At 73.5% G+C, this 22,840-nt stretch carries 13 protein-coding genes and 1 tRNA gene; 11 read left to right on the forward strand and 3 right to left on the reverse strand.

Annotation, left to right across the window (positions count from 1 at the left end; genetic code table 11):
* The first annotated feature begins 72 nt into the window (after nt 1–72).
* The 10 genes from LMU33_RS31500 (at nt 73) to LMU33_RS31545 (ending at nt 18,105) form a co-directional block, all read left to right on the forward strand.
* A complete protein-coding gene (locus tag LMU33_RS31500) occupies nt 73–702 on the forward strand; it encodes a small secreted protein (protein ID WP_228624185.1) in 630 nt (209 codons plus the stop codon).
* An 80-nt stretch (nt 703–782) separates the two neighbouring features.
* Complete coding sequence (locus LMU33_RS31505; RefSeq protein WP_228624186.1) at nt 783–2,303, forward strand: N5-glutamine methyltransferase family protein; 1,521 nt, start codon at nt 783–785, stop codon at nt 2,301–2,303.
* Nucleotides 2,304–2,833: 530 nt separating this feature from the next.
* Nucleotides 2,834–3,031, forward strand: a complete 198-nt coding sequence (locus LMU33_RS31510; RefSeq protein WP_228624187.1) for a hypothetical protein — start codon at nt 2,834–2,836, stop codon at nt 3,029–3,031.
* A 267-nt stretch (nt 3,032–3,298) separates the two neighbouring features.
* Nucleotides 3,299–6,130 (forward strand): type I DNA topoisomerase, encoded by a 2,832-nt coding sequence (gene topA / locus LMU33_RS31515; protein WP_228624188.1) that lies wholly within the window; start codon nt 3,299–3,301, stop codon nt 6,128–6,130.
* A 201-nt stretch (nt 6,131–6,331) separates the two neighbouring features.
* A complete protein-coding gene (gene tmk / locus LMU33_RS31520; RefSeq protein ID WP_228624189.1) occupies nt 6,332–9,643 on the forward strand; it encodes a dTMP kinase in 3,312 nt (1,103 codons plus the stop codon).
* A gap of 170 nt (nt 9,644–9,813) precedes the next feature.
* Nucleotides 9,814–11,019, forward strand: a complete 1,206-nt coding sequence (locus tag LMU33_RS31525) for a DNA polymerase III subunit delta' (RefSeq protein ID WP_228624190.1) — start codon at nt 9,814–9,816, stop codon at nt 11,017–11,019.
* Nucleotides 11,020–11,161: 142 nt separating this feature from the next.
* On the forward strand, nt 11,162–12,766 hold the full coding sequence (locus LMU33_RS31530) for an alpha/beta hydrolase (RefSeq protein WP_228624191.1): 1,605 nt from the start codon (nt 11,162–11,164) through the stop codon (nt 12,764–12,766).
* Between the two features lie 108 nt (nt 12,767–12,874).
* A tRNA-Thr gene (locus LMU33_RS31535) sits at nt 12,875–12,951 on the forward strand.
* Nucleotides 12,952–13,157: 206 nt separating this feature from the next.
* Nucleotides 13,158–14,051 carry a glycosyltransferase family 2 protein gene (locus LMU33_RS31540; RefSeq protein ID WP_228624192.1) on the forward strand — a complete coding sequence of 298 codons (894 nt, stop codon included), beginning with the start codon at nt 13,158–13,160 and terminating at the stop codon, nt 14,049–14,051.
* 799 nt (nt 14,052–14,850) lie between these two features.
* The gene (locus LMU33_RS31545) at nt 14,851–18,105 is read left to right on the forward strand and encodes an AfsR/SARP family transcriptional regulator (RefSeq protein WP_228624193.1); all 3,255 of its coding nucleotides are present in this window, start codon (nt 14,851–14,853) and stop codon (nt 18,103–18,105) included.
* 180 nt (nt 18,106–18,285) lie between these two features.
* Here the strand turns inward: LMU33_RS31545 and LMU33_RS31550 are convergent, their stop codons facing one another.
* The 3 genes from LMU33_RS31550 to LMU33_RS31560 all read right to left on the reverse strand — a co-directional run bounded on the left by LMU33_RS31550 (nt 18,286) and on the right by LMU33_RS31560 (nt 21,495).
* Complete coding sequence (locus LMU33_RS31550; protein WP_228624194.1) at nt 18,286–19,986, reverse strand: bifunctional 3'-5' exonuclease/DNA polymerase; 1,701 nt, start codon at nt 19,984–19,986, stop codon at nt 18,286–18,288.
* A gap of 48 nt (nt 19,987–20,034) precedes the next feature.
* Nucleotides 20,035–20,799, reverse strand: a complete 765-nt coding sequence (locus LMU33_RS31555) for a Clp protease N-terminal domain-containing protein (protein WP_228624195.1) — start codon at nt 20,797–20,799, stop codon at nt 20,035–20,037.
* 69 nt (nt 20,800–20,868) lie between these two features.
* Nucleotides 20,869–21,495 (reverse strand): LysE family translocator, encoded by a 627-nt coding sequence (locus LMU33_RS31560; RefSeq protein ID WP_228624196.1) that lies wholly within the window; start codon nt 21,493–21,495, stop codon nt 20,869–20,871.
* 215 nt (nt 21,496–21,710) lie between these two features.
* On the opposite strand from LMU33_RS31560, the gene LMU33_RS31565 reads away from it, so the two are divergent.
* Entirely contained in the window at nt 21,711–22,820 is a 1,110-nt protein-coding gene (locus LMU33_RS31565; protein WP_228624197.1) for a DUF2786 domain-containing protein, read from the forward strand.
* The last annotated feature ends 20 nt before the right edge of the window (nt 22,821–22,840 follow it).

The raw sequence follows: 22,840 nt of genomic DNA on the forward strand, positions 1-22,840 counted from the left end.
AAGGGCGCCTTAGGGAGCGTTCGGGGTGCGGAGGGTGCGGGTCCGCCGTGTAGGGTCCGTGGGCCGAGAGCCATGGAAGGGACCAATCCGGTGAACAAGAAGCTCGCGGCCGCACTGTCCGGCGGTGCGGTACTGGTGGTGGCGCTGTCGGGATGCACCAGCAGCGGCGGTGACAAGGGACCCGACCCCAAGCTGGTCGCCTGGGCCAAGTCGGTGTGCGACGCGGTGCCCGCGCAGGACGCGAAGATCAAGGCGGCGAACGCGGCGATCAGTACGACGGCCGCCGACACCGCCAAGCCCGAGACCCTCCAGAAGACGGACTCGAAGGCCTTCCAGGACATGGCCGACGGCTACAAGGCGATAGCCACGGCCGTCAGCAACGCGGGCGCGCCTCCCGGTGTCCAGGACGGCGCCAAGCGGCTCCAGGACGTCGTGAAGAGCTTCAACGGCCTCTCCGCCTCCTACGCCGACCTGAAGAAGCAGGTCGACGCGCTGAACACCAAGGACCAGGCGAAGTTCGCCTCGGGTCTGCATGACATCGCGGTGCAGATGACGGACCTGGAGAAGCAGCACAAGAGCGGGACCGACGCGCTGGAGAAGCTCCAGCAGGGCGACGTGAAGAACGCCATCGCCCAGCAGGCCAGCTGCAAGAAGGTCGCGGCCACGGCTTCGTCGTCCTCCTCCTCGCCGTCGGCGGGCTGACCGACGGGCCGTGGCCGGGCCCGTGCCGGTGAGGCGTGCTGAGGCCGCGTACGGAACGTGCCGCGGGCCACAATGGGGGCGTGACTGACTCCGGACTCGCTTCCCTGCCCGCTTCCGACCGGCCCGACATCGCCGCGCGCCTGCGTGACGCGCTGCTGGCCGCCTCCTTCACCGCCGACGGGCTGCTGGACCTGCTCGGCGCCCCCGCGTACGCGGCGCTGGCCCGCAGCGAGACCGTGCCCGCCCTGAGGGCGACCCGTGGCGACACGCCGCTGGAGACGCTCGTACGGCTGTTCCTGCTCCAGCAGCCGGTGCCGCACGCGCGCGTGGCGGCCGTTCTGCCGGCCGGGGAGGCGCTGGAGGCCGGGTGGCTCACGCGCGTGGGCGGCGACGAGGTGGCCGCCACCGTGGACGTACGGCCCTACGGCGGTCCGGGTGGCGAGGACTGGTTCATCGTCTCCGACCTGGGCTGCGCCGTCGGCGGGGCCGGTGGCATCGGGCAGCGCGACGAGGGTGTGGTCCTGGGCGTGGGCGGCGCCTCCACGACCCTCGCCGGCATCACCGTCCGTACGCCGGTCGCGTCCGCCCTGGACCTCGGCACCGGCTCCGGCATCCAGGCGCTGCACGCCGCCCAGCACGCCACGCGCGTGACGGCGACCGACCTCAACCCGCGCGCACTGCACATCACCGCGCTCACGCTCGCGCTCTCCGCCGCCCCCGCCGCCGACCTGCGCGAGGGTTCGCTGTTCGAACCGGTCCGGGACGACGAGACCTTCGACCTGATCGTCTCCAACCCGCCCTTCGTCATCTCGCCCGGAGCGCGCCTCACGTACCGGGACGGTGGCATGGGCGGGGACGATCTGTGCCGCTCGCTCGTTCAGCAGGCGGGGGAACGGCTGAACGAGGGCGGGTTCGCGCAGTTCCTCGCCAACTGGCAGCACGTAGCGGGGGAGGACTGGCAGGACAGACTCAGGTCGTGGGTGCCACGCGGGTGCGATGCCTGGATCGTGCAGCGCGAGGTGCAGGACGTCACGCAGTACGCCGAGCTGTGGCTGAGGGACGCCGGTGACCACCGCGGGGACCTGGCGGACTACCAGGCGCGGTACGACGCCTGGCTCGACGAGTTCGAGGCGCGCAAGGTCAAGGCGGTCGGCTTCGGCTGGATCACCCTGCGCCGGACGGGTTCCACCGAGCCCGTCGTCACGGTGGAGGAGTGGCCGCATCCGGTCGAGCAGCCCCTCGGGGAGACGATCCGGGCGCACTTCGAGCGTCTGGACTATCTCCGGGAGCACGACGACGCGGCGCTCCTCGACAGCCACTTCAGGCTCGCCGCCGAGGTGGTCCAGGAGCAGGTCGGGCTGCCCGGCGCCGAGGACCCGGAGCATGTGGTGCTGCGCCAGCACCGCGGGATGCGCCGGGCCACCAAGGTGGACACGGTCGGCGCCGGGTTCGCGGGCGTCTGCGACGGCACGCTGAGCGCGGGCCGCATCCTGGACGCCATCGCCCAGCTCATGAACGAGGACCCGGTGGTGCTCCGGGACCGGACGCCCGCGCAGATCCGCCTGCTGGTGGAGCAGGGCTTCCTCGACCCGGCGCACTGAGCCGCGCCGGGCGCGCCGGGCGGAACGGCAGGGGTACGGCGGCTGGTCCGGCGTGCGACGAGGGTACGGCGGCCTGTGCGGCGTGCGACGGGAGTACGCGGCCGGTGCGGAGTGCGACAGGGGTACGGCGGTCTCTCCGGCCCGCCGCGGGCCAGGGGTACGGCGGTGTCTCCGGCCCGCCGCGGGCCAGGGCGGCCTGGGTCGCCTGAGGTACGCCCGGTACCGGTGCGGTCGTAGCCGTCCCCCGGTGCCTTCGTGGCCGCGTCCGGATCATCGTCGTATGCCGAGGGCACGGGCCGGTGCGCTGCCCGGTGCTGACCGGCGGCGGGAGCCGTGACGCGCCGATGCCGGGAAAACGGCCGGAAAAATATGGGTGCGACGGCCATCCCCGCGATGTTCGGCCATGTGTTCGATGTCACGTCGGCCTCCCGTTCACCCCGATGTCGCCCGCCCGTTCCCCCTCCGCCTCCCGCGCGTGCCAGTCTCCCGGCGCGGGCGGAGCCGGACGGCACGGAAGAGGTGGGTGGGGGATGGAGAGCGGGCCGGCGATCTTCGCGGGAATGGTGTTCGCCCTGTTCGGAGGCGCCCTCCTGGCCTGGACCGGCGCCCGCCTCAGGCGCCGCGAACCGGTCGCCCACGGTGTGAACCAGGTCGCATCGGCGGCCCTCGCGAGCGTGGCCGGGACGGTCGCGCTGGCCCTCGGCATCTACTGCCTGACCCGCCTCTGACGTCGGCGGGCGCGCCGGGGAAGAGTGGCGCAGGAGTAAGGGGAGCATCACGCTCCGGACATGCCTCGAGTGGGTACCCGGTAGTCCGGGCGGCAGGAATGGCGGTAGTCGGGTTACCGTTCGAGTGGCCGTTGTGGGCTTTTCCCGTTTGACACGGGGGCGGGATGTACCGTCACACTCCGCAGCGTCACACGTGCCAGCAGTACGCCGCGACCCCGGGAACAAGCCCTGGGGAGCCCCCAGCGTCGACCGGAGAGAAGAGCGAAGTTGTCCCCGACCAGCGAGACCGCACAGGGCGGCCGCCGACTCGTCATCGTCGAGTCGCCTGCCAAGGCGAAGACGATCAAGGGCTACCTCGGCCCCGGCTATGTCGTCGAAGCGAGCGTCGGGCACATCCGCGACCTCCCCAACGGCGCCGCGGAGGTGCCCGAGAAGTACACCGGCGAGGTCCGCCGCCTCGGTGTGGACGTCGACCATGACTTCCAGCCGATCTATGTGGTCAACGCCGACAAGAAGGCGCAGGTCAAGAAGCTCAAGGACCTGCTGAAGGACTCCGACGAGCTCTTCCTCGCCACCGATGAGGACCGGGAGGGCGAGGCCATCGCCTGGCACCTCCAGGAGGTCCTCAAGCCGAAGATCCCGGTCAAGCGGATGGTCTTCCACGAGATCACCAAGGACGCGATCCGCGAGGCCGTCGCCAACCCGCGCCAGCTCAACCAGAAGCTGGTCGACGCCCAGGAGACCCGCCGCATCCTCGACCGCCTCTACGGCTACGAGGTCTCGCCGGTGCTGTGGAAGAAGGTCATGCCCCGGCTGTCGGCCGGCCGTGTCCAGTCCGTCGCGACCCGTCTCGTCGTCGAGCGGGAACGCGAGCGCATCGCCTTCCGTTCTGCCGAGTACTGGGACCTGACGGGCACCTTCGCGACCGGCCGCGCGGGAGACTCCTCGGACCCGTCGTCGCTGGTCGCCCGCCTGCAGACCGTCGACGGCCGGCGGATCGCGCAGGGCCGCGACTTCGACTCCCTGGGACAGCTCAAGAGCGAGAACACCCTCCACCTCGACGAGGCGACCGCCCGCGCCCTCGCCGCCGCCCTGGAGACCACGCGGTTCTCGGTGCGGTCCGTCGAGTCCAAGCCGTACCGCCGCTCGCCGTACGCCCCGTTCCGTACGACGACGCTGCAGCAGGAGGCCAGCCGCAAGCTCGGCTTCGGCGCGAAGGCGACCATGCAGATCGCGCAGAAGCTGTACGAGAACGGCTACATCACGTACATGCGTACGGACTCCACGACGCTGAGCGACACCGCGATCGCGGCCGCCCGCGCCCAGGTCACGCAGCTGTACGGCGCCGACTACCTGCCCCCGCAGCCGCGCACCTACGCCGCCAAGGTCAAGAACGCGCAGGAGGCCCACGAGGCGATCCGCCCCTCGGGTGATCGTTTCCGCACCCCCGCCGAGACCGGCCTGAGCGGCGACCAGTTCAGGCTCTACGAGCTGATCTGGATGCGGACCGTCGCCTCCCAGATGAAGGACGCGACCGGTAACTCCGTGACCGTGAAGATCGGCGGTGCCGCCGCCGACGGCCGGGACGTCGAGTTCAGCGCCTCCGGCAAGACGATCACCTTCCACGGCTTCCTGAAGGCCTACGTCGAGGGCGCCGACGACCCGAACGCCGAGCTGGACGACCGCGAGCGCCGGCTGCCGCAGGTCGCCCAGGGCGACGCGCTGTCCGCCGAGGAGATCACGGTCGACGGCCACGCCACCAAGCCCCCGGCCCGCTACACCGAGGCCTCCCTGGTCAAGGAGCTGGAAGAGCGCGAGATCGGCCGCCCGTCGACGTACGCGTCGATCATCGGCACGATCCTCGACCGCGGGTACGTCTTCAAGAAGGGCACCGCCCTCGTCCCGTCCTTCCTCTCCTTCGCCGTCGTCAACCTCCTGGAGAAGCACTTCGGGCGGCTCGTCGACTACGACTTCACCGCCAAGATGGAGGACGACCTCGACCGCATCGCGGCCGGCGAGGCGCAGGCCGTGCCGTGGCTGAAGCGCTTCTACTTCGGAGAGGGCACCGCCACGGGCGGCGCGGCCGACGCCGGCAACGGCGACGGGGACCACCTCGGCGGCCTCAAGGAGCTGGTGACCGACCTGGGCGCGATCGACGCGCGCGAGGTGTCGTCGTTCCCCGTGGGCAACGGCATCGTGCTCCGCGTCGGCCGCTACGGCCCGTACATCGAGCGCGGCGAGAAGGACACCGAGCAGCACCAGCGCGCCGACATCCCGGACGACCTGGCGCCGGACGAGCTGAGCGTCGAGCTGGCCGAGGAGCTGCTGGCCAAGCCCAGCGGCGACTTCGAGCTGGGCACCGACCCGGCCACCGGCCACGCGATCGTCGCCAAGGCCGGCCGCTACGGCCCGTACGTCACCGAGGTCCTCCCCGAGGGCACCCCGAAGACCGGCAAGAACGCGGTCAAGCCGCGCACGGCCTCGCTGTTCAAGTCGATGTCGCTCGACACGGTCACGCTCGACGACGCCCTGAAGCTGATGTCGCTGCCGCGCATCGTCGGCACCGACGCCGACGGCCAGGAGATCACCGCGCAGAACGGCCGCTACGGGCCGTATCTGAAGAAGGGCACGGACTCGCGCTCGCTGCAGTCCGAGGACCAGCTCTTCACGATCACGCTGGAGGAGGCCCAGGCGATCTACGCCCAGCCGAAGCAGCGCGGTCGGGCCGCCGCCAAGCCGCCGCTGAAGGAGCTGGGCGCCGACCCGGTCTCCGGCAAGCCGGTCGTGGTCAAGGACGGCCGCTTCGGCCCGTACGTCACCGACGGCGAGACCAACGCGACCCTGCGCTCCGGCGACAGCGTCGAGGCGATCACCCCGGAGCGCGGCTTCGAACTGCTCGCCGAGAAGCGTGCGAAGGGGCCCGCCAAGAAGACCGCGAAGAAGGCTCCGGCGAAGAAGGCGGCCCCGGCGAAGAAGACCGCCGCCAAGAAGACGGCGGCGAAGAAGACGACCGCGGCCGCGAAGAAGACCACGGCGAAGAAGACGACCGCCAAGAAGGCGACCGCTTCCAAGGCCACGTCTTCCGGCGCGGAGGACTGACGCCTCCGGCGGGTCGCGGCCGGCGCGCGGCGCATGGGTGCGTACGGCGCCCGGCACAGCGCTTCCGGCCCCGGGGCCGACCCGCCTTCGGCGCCTTCCAGGCTTCGCGATGCGAACGCCCCGGCATCACTTTGATGTCGGGGCGTGCCCATGCCAGGAGAGGCGGGGTGTGCTGTCGGTGGCTGCCGATAGGCTGAACGCATGACGCGAGCCGAGCAGCCTACGGCCCCCACCGCAGCCCCGGACGACGCCCTGGTCGCGGACTCCCGCGAGCGCGCCGTCCGTTCCCTGCTGCGCCGACCGCAGCTGAGGCGCCTGTGGAGCGCGCAGCTGGTGAGTGGTGTCGGCGACACCCTCGCCCTCCTCGTCCTGGTCGTCCTCGCCCTTCAGGCGGCGATCGGCCAGGGCGCGTTCGGCGGTGGGTACCGGGGTGTGGCGTTCGCAGTGGCGATGGTCTTCGCGGCGCGCGTCCTCGCCGCGCTGCTGTTCGGCGCGGTCCTCCTCGGCCCGCTGACCACGCTCACCGCCCAGGAGGGCCCGCTCGACCGCCGTTGGACCATGGTCGGCGCCGACGGCGTGCGCGCCGCGCTGCTGATCGTCGCGCCCCTGTGGATCGACTGGACCCCGGACAACGCGCTGGCCGTCCTGCTGGTCACTGCCTTCGTCACCGGCGTCGCCGAGCGCCTGTGGACGGTGTGCCGGGAGAGCGCCGCCCCGGCCCTGCTGCCGGGCCCGCCCCCGGAGGGCGCCACCGTACGGCCGCTTCCGGACCACATGGACGCCCTGCGCCGCCTCTCGCTGCGCACCACCTTCCTGGCCGTCCCGCTGGCGGCCGCCGCGCTGGTCGTGGCCGGCCTGCTCAACAACCTGCTGGGCACCGGCGTCGCCTGGTTCGACCAGCACCAAGCGGCCCTCGCCTCGTACGTGGCGGCCGGCCTGTTCGCCGCCTCCCTGTCCGTGCTGACCTTCCTGGAGCTGCCCGAGGTCCGCACCCCCCGAGCGCGCTCCCCGCTGGAGGGCCTGCGCCGCCCGCGCACCGGCACCGGTGTCGACAAGGGCCGCACGGGCGCGATCCCGCTGCTCGTCCCGGCTTGCGCGGCCGTGGCCGGGGCCATCGCGGCGGCCGTCGCGGTGTGCGTGCTGCACGCCACCGACCTGGGCGGCGGCCCGGTCCTGTACGGCCTGCTGGTGCTCGGCCTGACCGGCGGTGTCGCGGTCGGCATCCGTACGGCGCCCGCGCTGCTGCCCTCGCTCTCGCGCCGTCGGCTGCTCGCCCTCGCGATCGCCTTCACCGGCATCGCCCTGCTGGCCGCCGGGCTGGTCCCGGACGTCACCACGGTGCTGCTGATCGTCACCCTGGCCGGTGTCACCGCGGGGGTGGCCGCGAACACCGGGCACGCCCTGCTCGACCAGGAGACCGAGGACTACCGCCGGGCGCGCGTCACCGAGCACCTGCACGCGGTCGTCCGGGTCTTCATAGCGCTCGGCGCCCTGATCGCGCCCGTCGTCGCCGGGCTCATCGGCCGGCACCGGCTGGAGAACGGCAAGTTCGTCTTCGCGCACGGCGGCGCCTCCTTCACGCTCATGCTGGTCGGCGCGCTGCTGCTGCCGGTCGCGGCCCTGGTGCTCGCCAAGGTCGACGACCGCTCCGGCATCCCGCTGCGCCAGGACCTCAAGGACGCGCTGCTCGGCGGCGACGACCCGGTCGAGGCACCGGCGTCGGGCGGCTTCTTCATCGCCCTGGAGGGCGGCGACGGCGCCGGCAAGTCCACCCAGGCCGAGGCCCTCGCCGAGTGGATCCGCGGCAAGGGCCACGAGGTCGTGCTCACCCGCGAGCCGGGGGCCACGCCCGTCGGCAAGCGGCTGCGCTCGATCCTGCTGGACGTCTCCTCGGCGGGCCTGTCCCACCGCGCGGAGGCGCTGCTGTACGCCGCCGACCGGGCCGAGCACGTGGACACCGTCGTACGGCCCGCCCTGGAGCGCGGCGCGGTGGTCATCTCCGACCGCTACATCGACTCGTCGGTCGCCTACCAGGGCGCCGGCCGCGATCTGTCCCCGACCGAGATCGCCCGTATCAACCGCTGGGCGACCAACGGGCTCGTCCCGCACCTCACCGTCCTGCTGGACGTCTCCCCGGAGACCGCCCGGGAGCGGTTCACCGAGGCGCCGGACCGGCTGGAGTCGGAGCCGGCGGAGTTCCACGCACGCGTGCGGTCCGGGTTCCTCACGCTGGCCGCCGCAGACCCCGGCCGCTACCTGGTCGTGGACGCCGGTCAGGAGCCCGAGGCCGTCACGACGGTGATCCGGCACCGGCTCGACACCGTGCTGCCCCTGTCCGAGGCCGAGATCAAGGCCCAGGAGGAGGCGCGGAAGAAGGCCGAGGAGGAGGCCCGCCGCAAGGCCGAGGAAGAGGCCGCGCGCAAGGCCGAGGAGGAGCGCCTGGAGCGCGAGCGCCAGGAGGAGCTGGCCCGGCTGCGCGCCGAGGAGGAGGAGCGCAAGCGCCGCGAGCTGGAGGAGGCGCAGCGCCGCGAGGCCGAACGGCAGGCCGAGGAGGCCCGGCAGCGGGCGGCGGAGGCGGCCCGGCGCGCGGAGGAGGAGCGGCAGCGCCTCCTCGCCGAGGAGAAGGCCCGCGCCGAGGAGGAGGCCCGCCGCAGGGCCGAGGAGGAGCGGCGCCGCAGGCAGGCCGAGGAGGAGGCCCGGCTGCGCGCCGAGGAGGAGGCCCGGCAGGCCCGGCTGCGCGCGGAAGAGGAAGCGCGGCGTCTGGAGCAGCAGCGCAAGGCCGAGGAGGCGCTGCTGCGCGCCGAGGAGGCCCGAAGGCAGGCGGCCGAGGCAGCGGCGGCGGCCGACACGGCGGCCCGCCGGTCCAGCACGCCCCTGCCGGCCGCGCCGGGTCCGGCCCCGGACGTGGCGACGGTTCCCACTCCGGCGGTGTCTCCGCACCGGGGCGAGCCGGGCACGCGCGAGCCGGGCACGGACGAGACGGCGGTGCTGCGTCCGGTGCGCGAGGAGCGGGGCGACTCCGCCGAGAACGCCAAGGGCGCCAAGGACGCCAGGGCTCACGACGCCTCCCACCCGGACTCCGAGGTGACCGCCGAGCTGCCGCAGCCTCCGGAGGCTCCGGGCGCCGCGGACGAGACGGCGGTGCTGCCCCAGGTTCCGGGTGCGGCGGACGAGACGGCGGTGCTGCCGCCGGTGGTTCCGGGTGCGGCGGACGAGACGGCCGTACTGCCGCCCGTGCGGGACGACGGACCGGTGGACCGGCTGCCGTCCGGCTTCTTCCGGGACGAGCGGTCCGCCGCGGGCCCCGACGGCACCGAGGACCGTACACGCGAGATGCCGCAGATCGACGCCGACGGCGCCCCTCGCCGCCGGCCGCGTCCCGACTGGGCCGAGGAGACCCCGCTGGACGACCTGCCGTCGCTGGCGGACGAACTGCTGGGGTCGTACGACGAGCGGCAGGCCGGCGACCACGACGAGGAGCAGGGCCGCAGGGGCCGGGGCCGGCGCGGCTGACGTCCGGTACGCCCGGTGCGGCGGACAGAGGGGCGGCGTGGGTCGTGCACCGGCCGGCGCCGCCCTCGCCGTTCCCACCGTCCGTCGACGCGCACGCGGACCGCGTTGTCAGTGCCCACCCGCACAATGGATTCCAGTACGCGGAGAGTGACGGAAGGGCGGCGTGACCCATGACCGTATGGGACGACCTCGTCGGGCAGGAGAAGGTGAGCGCGGTGCTCGACGCGGCCGCGCGGGACGCCGACGCCCTCGTCACGGCCGCCGCGGCCGACGAGCCGCTGCCCGAGGCGTCGAAGATGACGCACGCCTGGCTGTTCACGGGCCCGCCCGGAGCGGGCCGGAACCAGGCGGCCAGGGCCTTCGCCGCGGCCCTGCAGTGCGTCAGCCCCGACCGCGCCCTCGGCGGAACCCCCGGCTGCGGCTTCTGCGACGGCTGCCACACCGCGCTGCTCGGCACCCACGCGGATGTCACCACGGTGGCCGCGGTGGGCTCCGAGATCCTGGTGAGGGACATGCGGGACACGGTCCGCAAGTCGTTCACCGCCCCGGCGAACGGCCGCTGGCAGATCATCCTGGTCGAGGACGCCGAGCGGCTGAACGAGAAGTCGGCCAACGCCGTCCTCAAGGCGGTGGAGGAACCCGCCCCCCGTACGGTCTGGCTGCTGTGCGCCCCCTCCATCGAGGACGTCCTGCCGACGATCCGCTCCCGCTGCCGCCACCTGAACCTGCGCACGCCGTCCGTGGACGCGGTCGCCGACATGCTCGTCCGGCGCGACGGCATCCAACCCGAGGTCGCGGCGGCCGCCGCCCGCGCCACCCAGGGACACGTCGACCGCGCCCGGCGCCTGGCCACCGATTCGGCGGCCCGCGAGCGCCGCGCGGCCGTCCTCAGGCTGCCCCTGCGCCTCGACGAGGTGGGCGCCTGCCTCAGGGCCGCCCAGGAACTGGTCGACGCGGCCGCAGAGGACGCCAAGCAGCTCGCCGAGGAGATGGACGGCAAGGAGACCGAGGAGCTGAAGGCGGCGCTGGGCGCTGCCCAGGGCGGCCGGCTGCCGCGCGGTACGGCGGGCGTGATGAAGGACCTCGAGGACATGCAGAAGCGCCGCAGAACCCGCACGCAGCGCGACAGCCTGGACATCGCCCTCGGCGACCTCACCGCCTTCTACCGCGACGTCCTCGCCCTCCAGCTCGGCTCCCGCGTGGCGATCGCCAACGGCGACGCCGAGGACGCCCTGGAGCGGCTGGCCCGCGGCAGCACCGCGGAGTCCACACTGCGCCGCATCGAGGCGATCGCCGCCTGCCGCGAGGCCCTCGACCGCAACGTGGCCCCGCTGCTGGCGGTGGAGGCGATGACGATGGCGCTGAGGGCGGGCTGAGCGGCGCGGGCGGACCCGGGACACCGAAGCGGGAGGCCGACCGACGATGTCACAGGTAAGAAGCCGCCGCCGTTGTCCCTCGTACGAGGCCACAATGCGCACGCATCGCGTCCGTGTCATCGCACAGCGTTACGCTCGCCTGATGCACACCAGGCCCTCCCTCCGCCGGACCCGGGGCGCCCGCACCCGGACGACGGCCCGCCTCACGGCCGCCCTGTTCACGGCCGCCACCCTGCTCGTGTCCGCCTGCTCCTCCGGGAGCTCCACCACGTCGGCGGGGGGTGGGGTGGACGCGGTGCTGGCCGCGCTGCCGCGTGCGACGCCGTCGACGCTGTCGGCGTACTACTCACAGCGCTTGCACTGGCGCGGCTGCAGTGTCTCCGGTTTCCAGTGCGCGACGATGAAGGCCCCGCTGGACTACGCCGACCCCGGCGCGGGCGACGTCCGGCTGGCCGTGGCCCGCAAGCTCGCCACCGGCAAGGGCAAGCCGCTCGGTTCGCTGCTGGTCAACCCGGGCGGCCCAGGCGGCTCGGCGGTGGGCTACCTCCAGAGCTACGCGGGCATCGGCTACCCGGCCGACGTCCGTGCCCACTACGACATGGTCGCGGTGGACCCGCGGGGCGTCGCCGGAAGCGAGCCCGTGGAGTGCCTCGACGGCCACCGGATGGACACGTACGCGCAGACGGACCTGACCCCCGACGACCAGCAGGAGCGGAACGCGCTGGTCACGGCGGACAGGAAGTTCGCGGAGAGCTGCGGGGCGCACTCGGCGCGGCTGCTGAGGCACGTGTCCACCGTCGAGGCGGCGCGCGACATGGACATCCTTCGGGCAGCGCTGGGTGATCCGAAACTCAACTACGTGGGGGCGTCGTACGGCACGTTCCTCGGGGCGACGTACGCGGGCCTGTTCCCGGACCGGGTCGGCCGGATGGTCCTGGACGGCGCGATGGACCCGTCCCTGGACGCCCTGCAGATGAACCTGGACCAGACGGCCGGCTTCGAGACGGCCTTCCAGGCGTTCGCGAAGGACTGCGTACGGCACTCCGACTGCCCGCTCGGCAGCAGGAGCACCACGCCGGCGCAGGTCGGGGACCACCTCAGGGCGTTCTTCCGGAAGCTGGACGCGCACCCCATCCCGGCGGGCGACGCGGACGGCCGCAAGCTCGGCGAGGCGCTGGCCACGACCGGGGTGATCGCGGCGATGTACGACCAGGGCACGTGGGAGCAGCTGCGCGAGGCGCTGACCTCGGCGATGAAGCAGAACGACGGCGCCGGCCTGCTCGCGCTCTCCGACAGCTACTACGAGCGGGACGCCAGCGGTCACTACAGCAACCTGATGATGGCCAACGCGGCCGTGAACTGCCTGGACCTGCCGTCGGCCTTCACCGGCCCCGAGCAGGTCGAGAAGGCGCTGCCCACCTTCGAGAAGGCATCCCCGGTCTTCGGTGACGCCCTGGCCTGGGCCTCGCTGAACTGCGCGTACTGGCCGGTGAAGGCCACGGGCGAGCCGCATCGCATCGAGGCGAAGGGCGCGGCGCCGATCGTGGTGGTCGGCACCACCCGCGACCCCGCGACCCCCTACCACTGGGCCCAGTCCCTGGCCCGCCAGCTCTCCTCGGGCCGCCTCCTGACGTACGTCGGCGACGGCCACACCGCCTACGGCCGCGGCAGCACCTGCATCGACACGGCGATCAACACCTACCTGCTCGGCGGCCCCCCGCCGATCGGGGGAAAGCGCTGCTCATAGCCCCTGTGCCCCGCCCCGGAGCCCTCGCCTCCGGGGCATGGTCGGAGCACCCCCGGAAACTGTGTAGACTTACCGACGTTGCCGATCGCACCATAGTGCGGACGGCGCGCCGCCTTAGCTCAGATGGCCAGAGCAACGCACTCGTAATGCGTAGGTCTCGGGTTCGAATCCCGAAGGCGGCTCCACCGGAACCCCAGGTCAGATGTCAGCTGGCCTGGGGTTTTCTCTGTTCTGGCCCCGATCGTCCAACGCCCGGACAAAACCGCAGCAAAGGGGCCGCAAAGTGAATCGGGGTCGGGTGAACCCGCAGACCTGAGGCAACATCTTGGTGAACGGTGGGCACTCAGCGGTCAGGGCGCGGTGCCGCCGTCGGCCGGATGGGGTGAGGGACGTGGTGGAGCCGAGGATCGCCGTCGCCGTGGTGACCATGGGCAACCGGCCCGCCGAGGTCGACGCCCTGCTGGAGTCCGTGGCCAAACAGGACCTCGCCCCCGCCCGCATCGTGATCGTCGGCAACGGCTGCCGGCTGCCCGAGTTCGCCCGCCGGCTCTCCCTGCCCGGCGAGGTCACCACCATCGACGTGGAGGAGAACCTCGGCTGCCCGGGCGGCCGCAACGTCGCCCTCGCCCGCCTGCGGGAGTACGGCGACGTCGACGTCGTCGTGGAACTGGACGACGACGGCCTGCTCGTCGACGCCGACGTGCTGCGCCGCGTACGGGACCTGTACGCCGCCGACCCGCGCCTCGGCATCGTCGGCTTCCGCATCGCCGACGAGCACGGCGAGACCCAGCAGCGGCACGTGCCCCGCGTGGGCAAGTCCGATCCGATGCGCGGGGGTCATGTCACCGGGTTCCTCGGCGGCGGGCACGCCCTGCGCATGGCGATGCTGGCCGAGACGGGGGACTGGCCCGCCGAGTTCTTCTTCGCGCACGAGGAGACCGACCTCGCCTGGCGCGCCGCCGACGCCGGCTGGCAGATCCTCTACGCCCCCGAGCTGCTGCTCCAGCACCCCAAGACCTCGCCGGCCCGGCACGCCATCTACTACCGCGTCAACGCCCGCAACCGCGTCTGGCTCGTCCGGCGCCGGCTGCCGTTGCCGCTCATCCCCGTGCACCTCGGGGTGTGGACGCTGCTCACCCTCGCCCGCACGCGCTCCCTGGCGGGGCTGAAGGCGTGGTTCGGCGGGTTCGTGGAAGGGCTGCGGAAACCGGCCGGTGAGCGCCGGCCCATGCACTGGCGCACGGTGTGGCGACTCACTCGGCTGGGACGCCCGCCGGTGATCTGAGCGGGGCCTTCGCGGGTGGGTTGAGGTGCGGGGCGCCTGGCGGTGGGCCAGGGTGCCTGGCGGTGGGTTGAGGTGCGGTGGCCTTGTCGGGGGCTGGGCTCGCCGCTAGCGGCAGGGGCCCGGGGCTTTCGTCGGCGGGTGGGTTCGATCGCCGGCAGGGGCCTGGGGTAGGAGCCACCGTCGCTGGGCCGGGCTCGGTTCTTCTGCATGGATCTCAGGCTGGCGGCCTTTGTCCGTGGCTGAGGCCCGGACTTCGGTGAGGAGCTGAGGTTCGGGGCCCTCGTCGGTCGGCCGGTGTGCGGGGCCTTGTCGGCGGCCTGGGTTCGTCGTCTCCGCAGTGATGTTGATGGGGAGCCGGGGCGCGGGTGCCTGCGCCGATCGCTTGGCCGACGGGGACGAGGAACGGGACGGGGCCCCGGGCGTTCACCTCCGCCGACCGGGGCCCCTTGCGTCCCCGGACCCGGCCTACGGCGACACTCCCCCGAGTTACGCGACATACGCGCGCGCCGTCGGGCCAGATCCGATGGAAATGATCACATCAGGATTCACCAACGGATCGCTAACATGTGGCCAACGGTTCGTCGGCAGACGGCGGATCCGCTGGCTGGAATTCGCCGACGGTATCCGAAACAGGCCGTCGGACAGGCTGATCCGGGGCCAGTCCGGGGCAGGTCCGGTCGGCAGGAGGTGGCGGGAAACCGTTGTGGACAGAGCGGAATTCCGCCAGGGAACGGCGGGCGCAGGCTCGTCGCGGAGTACGGTCGACCCCGACCGCGCAGGAAGACGGTGGAGCGGCGTGATGCGGCGGTGCGAGCTGCGGTTCGGACTGTTGGGACCGCCGGTCCTGTACGACCGACAGGCGTTCGGGATCCCGTACGACACCTCCGGGGTCCTGCCGGGCAACTCTCCCCACGACGGCACCGATACCGACAACGACGTCCGCGCCATCGGCAGCCCCAAGGTGCGCGCGCTGCTGGCCGCGTTGCTGCTGGAGCCGGGCCGGGTCGTGTCGGTGGAGTCGCTCAAGGACGCCCTGTGGGGCGGGGCGCCGCCCGTCTCCGCGCAGGCGTCCCTGCACAACCACGTCACCCGGCTGCGCCGGCTCCTGGACGACCCCGACCGGCTCAGGGCCGTACCGCCGGGTTACGTGCTGCGCGTGGACCAGGGTGAGTTGGACGTGCATGTCTTCGACGCCCGGGTCGCCGAGGCGCGTGCCGCGCATGCCCGGCGGGACTGGCCGGGTGTCGCACGGGCCTGTACGGCCGCACTCGCGCTCTGGCGTGGCACCCCGCTCAGCGGGCTCCCGGCCGATCTCGGCGGTTATGCCCTGGTGCAGCGCCTGGAGGAGGCCCGGCTGCTCCTGCTGGAGTGGCGCTACGACGCCGAACTCGCCCTGGGGGGCGCACGGGTGGCGGGGATCGTACCGGAGCTCGCGGCGCTGGTCGCCGAGTATCCGCTGCGTGAGGCCTACCACCGTCAGCTCATGCTCGCCCTGCTCCGCACCGGCCGTCAGGCCGAGGCCCTCGCCGTCCACCGTGATCTGCGCGCCCGCCTGATCGAGGAACTCGGCATCGAACCCGGCCCATCGGTCCGCGAGGCCCATGTCGAGGTGCTGCGGGGGAGCGACGAGGAACGGCAGGCGGCCGCGGGGGAGCGTGACGCCCGCCGGTGGGGCGCGAGGAGCGACCGCCGGCAACAGCCCTCGGGCGCCGGTAGCCCGGTGAGCGCCGCCGAGGAGCAAGCCGAAACGCCGGCCGTGCACGAGGGCGGTGCCGCACCGGAGGCCCGGCAGATTCCGCGCCCCGCCCAACTCCCGCCGCCACCGGCCCATTTCATCGGCCGCGTCGATGTCCGCCGCGAGCTGCGGCGCGCGCTCACCGCGCCGCCCGCCCCGGCCCCGGCCATCGCCGTGATCAGCGGCATGGCGGGCGTCGGCAAGAGCGCGCTCGCCCTGGCTGTGGCGCATGAGCTGCGGGATCGTTTCACCGATGGGCAGCTGTACGTCAACCTGCACGGCGCCACCCCCGGCATGGCCCCGCTCAGCTCCACCCAGGCGCTGGCCGCGCTGCTCCGGGACCTGGGGGCCGAGCCCCGCAGCATCCCCGAACACCCGGACGCGGCAGCCGCGTTGCTCCGCTCGCTGCTCGCCTCCGCCCGCGTCCTGCTGGTGCTGGACGACGCGGCGAACGCGGCCCAGGTACGACCCCTGCTGCCGGCCGGGCCCGGCTGCGCCGTGATCGTCACCAGCCGGTCACCGCTGACCGCCCTCGACGGCGCCCGCCGCTTCCCGCTCGCTCCGCTGACCGGCGAGGACAGCGCGGCACTGCTGCGCGCGGTGAGCGGCCGCGAGGGGCTGGACGCCGGTCACCCGCTGGTCGAGCTGACCGGTCGGCTTCCGCTGGCGCTGCGCGTCGTGGCCGCCCGGCTCGCCGCCCGCCGCGCCCTCCCCCCGGATGTGCTCGCGGGCCAACTCGCGGAGACCGGCGGCCGCTTGCGCCATCTCGAGTACGACGACCTGAGCGTCCGGCGTTCCCTGGCCGTCGCCCACGACGCGCTCGCCGCAGCCGAGCGCGAGGCGGACCGGGACGCGGCTCTCGCGCTGCGCCGCATCGGCGCGCTGGACCTGCCGACCTACGGCGCCCCGCTGATCGCCCGCCTCACCGGCACCGACGCGCGGCGCGCGGAGGCAGCCCTGGACCGCCTGGTCGACGTCGCCCTCCTGGAGGAGACCGCCTACGGCCGCTACGCCCCGCACGACCTGGTCCGCGACTTCGCCCGCGAACTGGCGGACACGGGGAAGGACGCCGGCACGGGCGCGCCGAGCGACCTTCGGGACACGGACACGGACACGGATACGGACGCCGAGCAGAGTCCGCGCCCGCAGGGGAAGGTCGATCGCCGGAGTGGTCTCGCCGCCGCGCCGGTCCCCGACCTGGTCGCCCTCCGCTGGTACGCCGCCGTCGCCGAACGGCTGCTGGAGGCGATCGTGGAGCCCGGGATCGACCAGGAGGACCGGCGCCGGCCCACCTCCGCGCAGCCGCCGGAGCACGCGGCCGACTTGGCCGCGCTGGCGTCCTTCGAGTCCACCGAGCAGGCCTTCGGCTGGGGCGAGGTGGAGCTGGAGAACGTCGTCGCGCTGGTGTCACGCAACGCGGACACGTCCGACCCGGGCCGGGCCGCGCACCTCTCGACGCTCGCACGGCTGCTCTTCCCCTACGTCCAGCGCGGCGGCCGGGTCGCCGAGATGGAGGTGCTGGGGCGGGCCGCGCTCGGGGCGGCGCGGCGGCTCGGGGACGCGGCGGCCGAGGCGTACGCCCTCGGCGACCTGGCGGCCCTGCACTTTCTGACCGGCCGCCAGAAGGACGCACTCGCCCTCACCGACCAGTCCCTGGAGATCTGGCGGCGGCTCGGTGTCGTCTCCAGGATCCGGCGCTCCCTGAACAACCGGGGGCTGCTGCTGGAGGGGCTCGGGCGGTTCGCGGAGTCCGGGGAGGCGCTGCGGCAGAGCCTCGCGTACTCGCGCCGGCTGAACGACCCCTACGGAGAGGCCGTCACCCACAGCCATCTCGGCAACCTCTACGAGCACACCGACCCGCGTGCCGCGATCGAGCAGCACCGGCGCTCGCTGGCGATCGGGGACGCGATCGGCGCGGTCATCGTGCAGCACTCGGCGCACTGCAACATCGGCTACGCCCATCTCACCCTGGGCGAACCTGCCGCTGCCGCGGAGCACTTCGAGGAGAGCCTGCGCATCCTCGGCGGCCACGGCGACTGGCACGGCGAGTCCCAGACCCGGCTCGGCCTGGTCCGCGCGCTGCGGCAGCTGGGGGACACCGAAAGAGCCGGCCGCGAGTGCGCCGAGCTGCTGCACCGGGCCGACGCCCGCGCCGACTGCTACATGGGCGGCCTCGCCCGGCACCAGCACGGGCTGCTGCTGAGCGCACGCGGACGGCGGGCGGAGGCGTACGACGCCTGGCGCGCGGCGCTCGGGGCGCTGGACGGTACCGACGAGCAGGCGGTTGTGGCTGAACTGCGGGAGCTTCTGGCGGAGTGAGCGGGGCGGGCGAGGACACGCGCCGCGAAGGGGCGCTTGGGACTGCGCGGCCGGCCACGACGCACCTGCACCCGCACCCGCCGGCCGTGAGCTCCCCCCGCCCTCTTGGACGGACGCCTCCGGCCTACCCGCACCCGCGTGCGGCCCGCCAAGAGCGCCCGAAGTGCGCCCGCGCGGCGTTCACTTGGCGTCGGCATAGCACTCCACCACCGCTGTCGTGAACGGGAACCGCACCGGTGTCTCGCCGAAGGTCAGCCGGCCGGCGAGGTCGGCGGAGGCGCGGATGGCCTGGACGACCGTGTCGGCCTCCTCGGCGGGGCAGTGCACGATCACCTCGTCGTGCTGGAAGAACACCAGCTCCGCCTTGAGGTCCGCGCAGGCCCGGCGGAGCCCGGCGAGCATCAGCAGGGCCCAGTCGGCGGCGCTGCCCTGGACGACGAAGTTCCGCGCGAAGCGGCCCCGCGCCCGGGAGTTGCTGGAGGCGTAGCCGGGGACCCAGGCGGTCTGGCCGTCGGCCTGCGTCTCGGCGTCGTCGTCGGCGATGGGGATGCCCGCCTCCCCCGCCGCGTCATCGCCGGCACCGGCGGCCGGCGGGCAGGTCCGGCCCAGCCAGGTGCGCACGAGCCGGCCCTCCTCGCCCGCGCGGGCCGCCTCGTCGACGTAGGCGACGGCCTTCGGGAAGCGGCGGCGCAGCGCGGCCAGGTTCTTCAGACCGTCGCCGGAGGTCTGGCCGTAGATCGCGCCCAGAACGGCGATCTTGGCCTGGTCGCGGTCGCCGGAGAAGGCGCGGTCGGACACGGACTGGTAGAGGTCGCTCTCGCGGCCGGCGACCTCCATCAGGCCGGGGTCGCGGGAGACGGCGGCGAGCACGCGCGGCTCCATCTGGTCGGCGTCGGCCACCACCAGCCGCCAGCCGGGGTCGGCGACCACGGCCCGGCGGATCACCTTGGGGATCTGCAGCCCGCCTCCGCCGTTGGTCACCCAGCGTCCGGTGACCGTGCCGCCGGCGAGGAACTCGGGGCGGAAGCGGCCGTCGCGCACCCAGTCCTGCAGCCAGGACCAGCCGTGTGCCACCCAGATGCGGTACAGCTTCTTGTACTCCAGCAGGGGTCCGACGGCCGGGTGGTCGACGGACTGGATCTCCCATCGGCGGGTGGACTTCACCTTGGTCCCGGCCTGGGCGAAGGCCTTGATCACGTCGGCGGGCAGGTCGGGCCGGACGCGGCGGCCGAAGGCGGCGGAGACCTCGTCGGCCAGCTCGGCGAGGCGGCGCGGCTCACCGCCGCCCGCGTACCGCTCGCCCAGCAGGTCGTGCAGCAGGCGGCGGTGGACTTCCGCGCTCCACGGCAGGCCCGAGTGGTTCATCTCGGCGGCCACCAGCATGCCGGCCGACTCGGCCGCGGTGAGCAGCCGCATCCGGTCGGGGTGGGCGGTCCGCTCGTGCCGCCGCAGCTGCTCGGCGTAGACCGCGAGGAGGTCGGTCAGGGGCAGGCGGGTGCCGGTGGGCTCGAACAGCGGGGACTGGGCGCCCGGTTCGGCGGAGCGCTGGGGCGGGTCCGGCGGTACGGGGCCGCCGCGGAGGCGGGCCAGGGCGGCGGCGGCCGAGCGCGGCTCGCCGTACCGGCCCTCGTGGCCCAGCAGGAGGGTCTCGGCGTCCTCGATGTCGTAGCACCGCTCCACTCGCACCCCCGTGGCGAGCAGACGCGGGTAGACCTCGGGGGTGGACCGCCACACCCAGCGCGTCACCTCCGGGCGGCTCCGCACCGCTCCGGCGAGATCGCTCTCCCGCCGCACCGGCCCGGTGGGCAGGCCGTCCGGGCCGAGGGGGGCGACGTCCGCGCCTCCGTCCTCGGCCGGTGCGAGCGCCCACCGGTCGGTCATGACTGCGAGTGTGGCAGCCGGGTCTGACAATCGCTCCGACCTGCGGTTTCAGTCCTGCGAGGCGTTCGGGTCGTCCGTCCCGGCGGCCGCCGCCTTCGTCTGCTCCAGCAGCAGCGACAGCACCTTGGCGAGGTGCTCCTCGGTCGCGGCCTTGGTGATGCCGAGGTCGCTCAGGACGCCCTGGCCGTTCTCCTGCTCCAGGAGCGCCAGCAGGATGTGCTCGGTGCCGATGTAGTTGTGGCCGAGCCGGAGGGCCTCGCGGAAGGTGAGTTCCAGGGCCTTCTTGGCGTCGGGGCCGTAGGGGACGAGGTCGGGAGCGTCGTCCGCGGCGGGCGGGAGCACGGCGGTCGCGGCCTGCCGTACGGCGTCCAGCGGGATGCCCTGCGCGGTGATCGCCTTCGCGGCGATGCCTTCGGGCTCGGCCAGCAGTCCGAGGACCAGGTGCTCGGGGCGGCCCTCGGGGTTGCGGGCGGCCACCGCCTCGTTGTGCGCGGCGATGACCACGTTCCGCGCGCGTGGGGTGTAGCGGCTGAAGTCGCCGGCGTCGAGTTCGGCGGACTCCTTCGGCACGAACCGCTTCTGCGCCGCCTGCCGGGTGACGCCCATGCTCCGGCCGATCTCGGTCCAGGACGCGCCCGAGCGCCGGGCCTGGTCGACGAAGTGACCGATCAGATGGTCCGCCACGTCACCGAGGTGGTCGGCGGCGATCACCGCGTCCTGGAGCTGTTCGAGGGGCTCGTTGTGGGCCTTCTTGATGGCCTCGATGAGGTCGTCGAGGCGTACGGATGCCGTGATGTTCGGGTTGGTCGCCATGTGTCAACCGTAGGTTGCCCCCAGGCGGGCGTCAACTGGTGGTTGACAGTCTTACGGTGTGGCGGCTCGTCACTTCGGCGCGGCCAGCAGGCGCACGGCGAGTCCGGCGAACACCGTCCCGCTGAAGTAGTCCAGGCCCCGGGCGATCCGACGGCTGCGCCGCAGCAGCGAGGCGAGCTTCCCGGAGAGCGCGCCGACCGAGCCGTCCACGATCACGCCCATCAGGGTGATCGTGCAGCCCAGGACGAGGAACTGCTCGCGCACGTGCCCCAGGGCGGGGTTCACGAACTGCGGCAGGAAGGAGACGTTGAAGAGGATCACCTTCGGATTGAGGAGGTTGGTGACGGCGCCCCGCCAGAACGCCCGTCGGCGTCCGTTCCCCGGTGCCGTCCCCGCCTCGACCGGGCCGTCGGCGCCCCGGAACGCCCTGACCGCGAGGAACAGCAGGTAGGCCGCGCCCGCCCAGTGCAGCGCCTCGTAGAGCGTCGGCAGGGTCAGGAACAGCGCCGACAGGCCGAGCGCCGCGGCGACCGTGTGCACGAGCATGGCGCAGGCGACGCCGACGGCGGCCGCCATCCCCGTCAGGGGGCCGCCCCGGCCGCCCACCGCCACGATGAACATCATGTCGGGTCCGGGAGTGACGCAGAGCGCGAAAGCGGCGATCAGGAACGCCGCATAGAGAGACGTGTCCACCATGCCGCCATGCTTCGCGCGCCCCCACGCGCGCGTGGCGGAATTCCAGGGACTGAGATGAACCGCCGGCCAACTGGTCCACGGGTCGGCGCTGGTGAGGTCCGGTGGCAACTACCTTGGTCTCGACCACTGCCACCCATGCCCCCCGGCACCTGCTCATCCACAGCCTGTGGACAAAGTTCGGCCCGCTGTCGGTGGGCCGTGGCACGATCGGCGGTGTGACCAGCACTGCCAGCACGGTCGAGAGGGCCTTCGAGGCCGCCCTCTACGACGACACCGACGCCGGCCTCGACACCGGCGCCTCCCTGCTCGCCGCCGACACCGCCGCGGATGCCGAACTCGCCCGCCGGGGCGAAGAGTTCGTGGCGACGGCCTGGCGGCGCGGCTGGCAGCCCGCCGATGTCGTACGGCTGGTGCGGCGTGAGCTGGAGGACGTGCACGTGGGCCTGGCCGCCGCGCTGATCCGTGCGCAGGCCGGGCGGGACCGCCCGCGCGGGCGCCGCTGGGCCGCGCAACTGGCGGCGCTGCCCGAGGGGCCGGCCCGCGAGGCCGACCGCTTCTCGCAGGCCACGACCACGCTGGAGCTGTACCGCGTGCTGCTGCGCCTGCCCGCCCTGGAACCCCTGGAGGAGGAGTCCCGGCGTGCCCCCGGCCCGGCCGCCTCCCGCATGCCGGCCCGGATCCGCGCGCTGCTCGCCAAGGCCGAGGCGACCGGGTATCCGGAGGAGGCGGAGGCGCTCAGCGCCAAGGCGCAGGAGCTGATGGCGCGGCACAGCGTCGACGAGGCGCTGCTCGCAGCCGAGGCGCCCGCGCCGGACGCGCCCGGCGCCTGCCGGATCGGGGTCGAGCCGCCGTACGAACAGGCCAAGGCGGTCCTGCTCGACTCCGTGGCCGGCGCGAACAACTGCCGCGCGGTGTGGAACGAACCGCTCGGCTTCTCCACGGTCGTCGGCTTCGAGGCCGACCTGCAGGCGGTCGAACTGCTCTACACCTCACTGCTGGTGCAGGCCACGCACGCGATGACCAGGGCGGAGGCCGCACAGAGAGCCGGCGGGCGCAAGCGGACCAAGACCTTCCGGCAGTCCTTCCTGGCCGCCTACGCCCACCGGGTCGGCGACCGGCTCGCGGCCGCCGCCGAGACCCAGGTCGGCCAGGACCTGCTGCCCGTCCTCGCCACCAGGGAGACAGCCGTCACCGACCGGCTGGAGCGCATGTTCCCCGAGACCACCACCACCCGGCTCCGCGGGGTGGGCGACGCGGCCGGGTGGACGGAGGGCGCACGAGCGGCGGACCAGGCCCAGGTCAGAGCCCGCCCCGGGCTGGAGTGAGCTCGCCCGGGCCGAGCCGG

Origin of the sequence: Streptomyces barringtoniae (assembly GCF_020819595.1) — a bacterium.
GTDB lineage: Bacteria > Actinomycetota > Actinomycetes > Streptomycetales > Streptomycetaceae > Streptomyces > Streptomyces barringtoniae.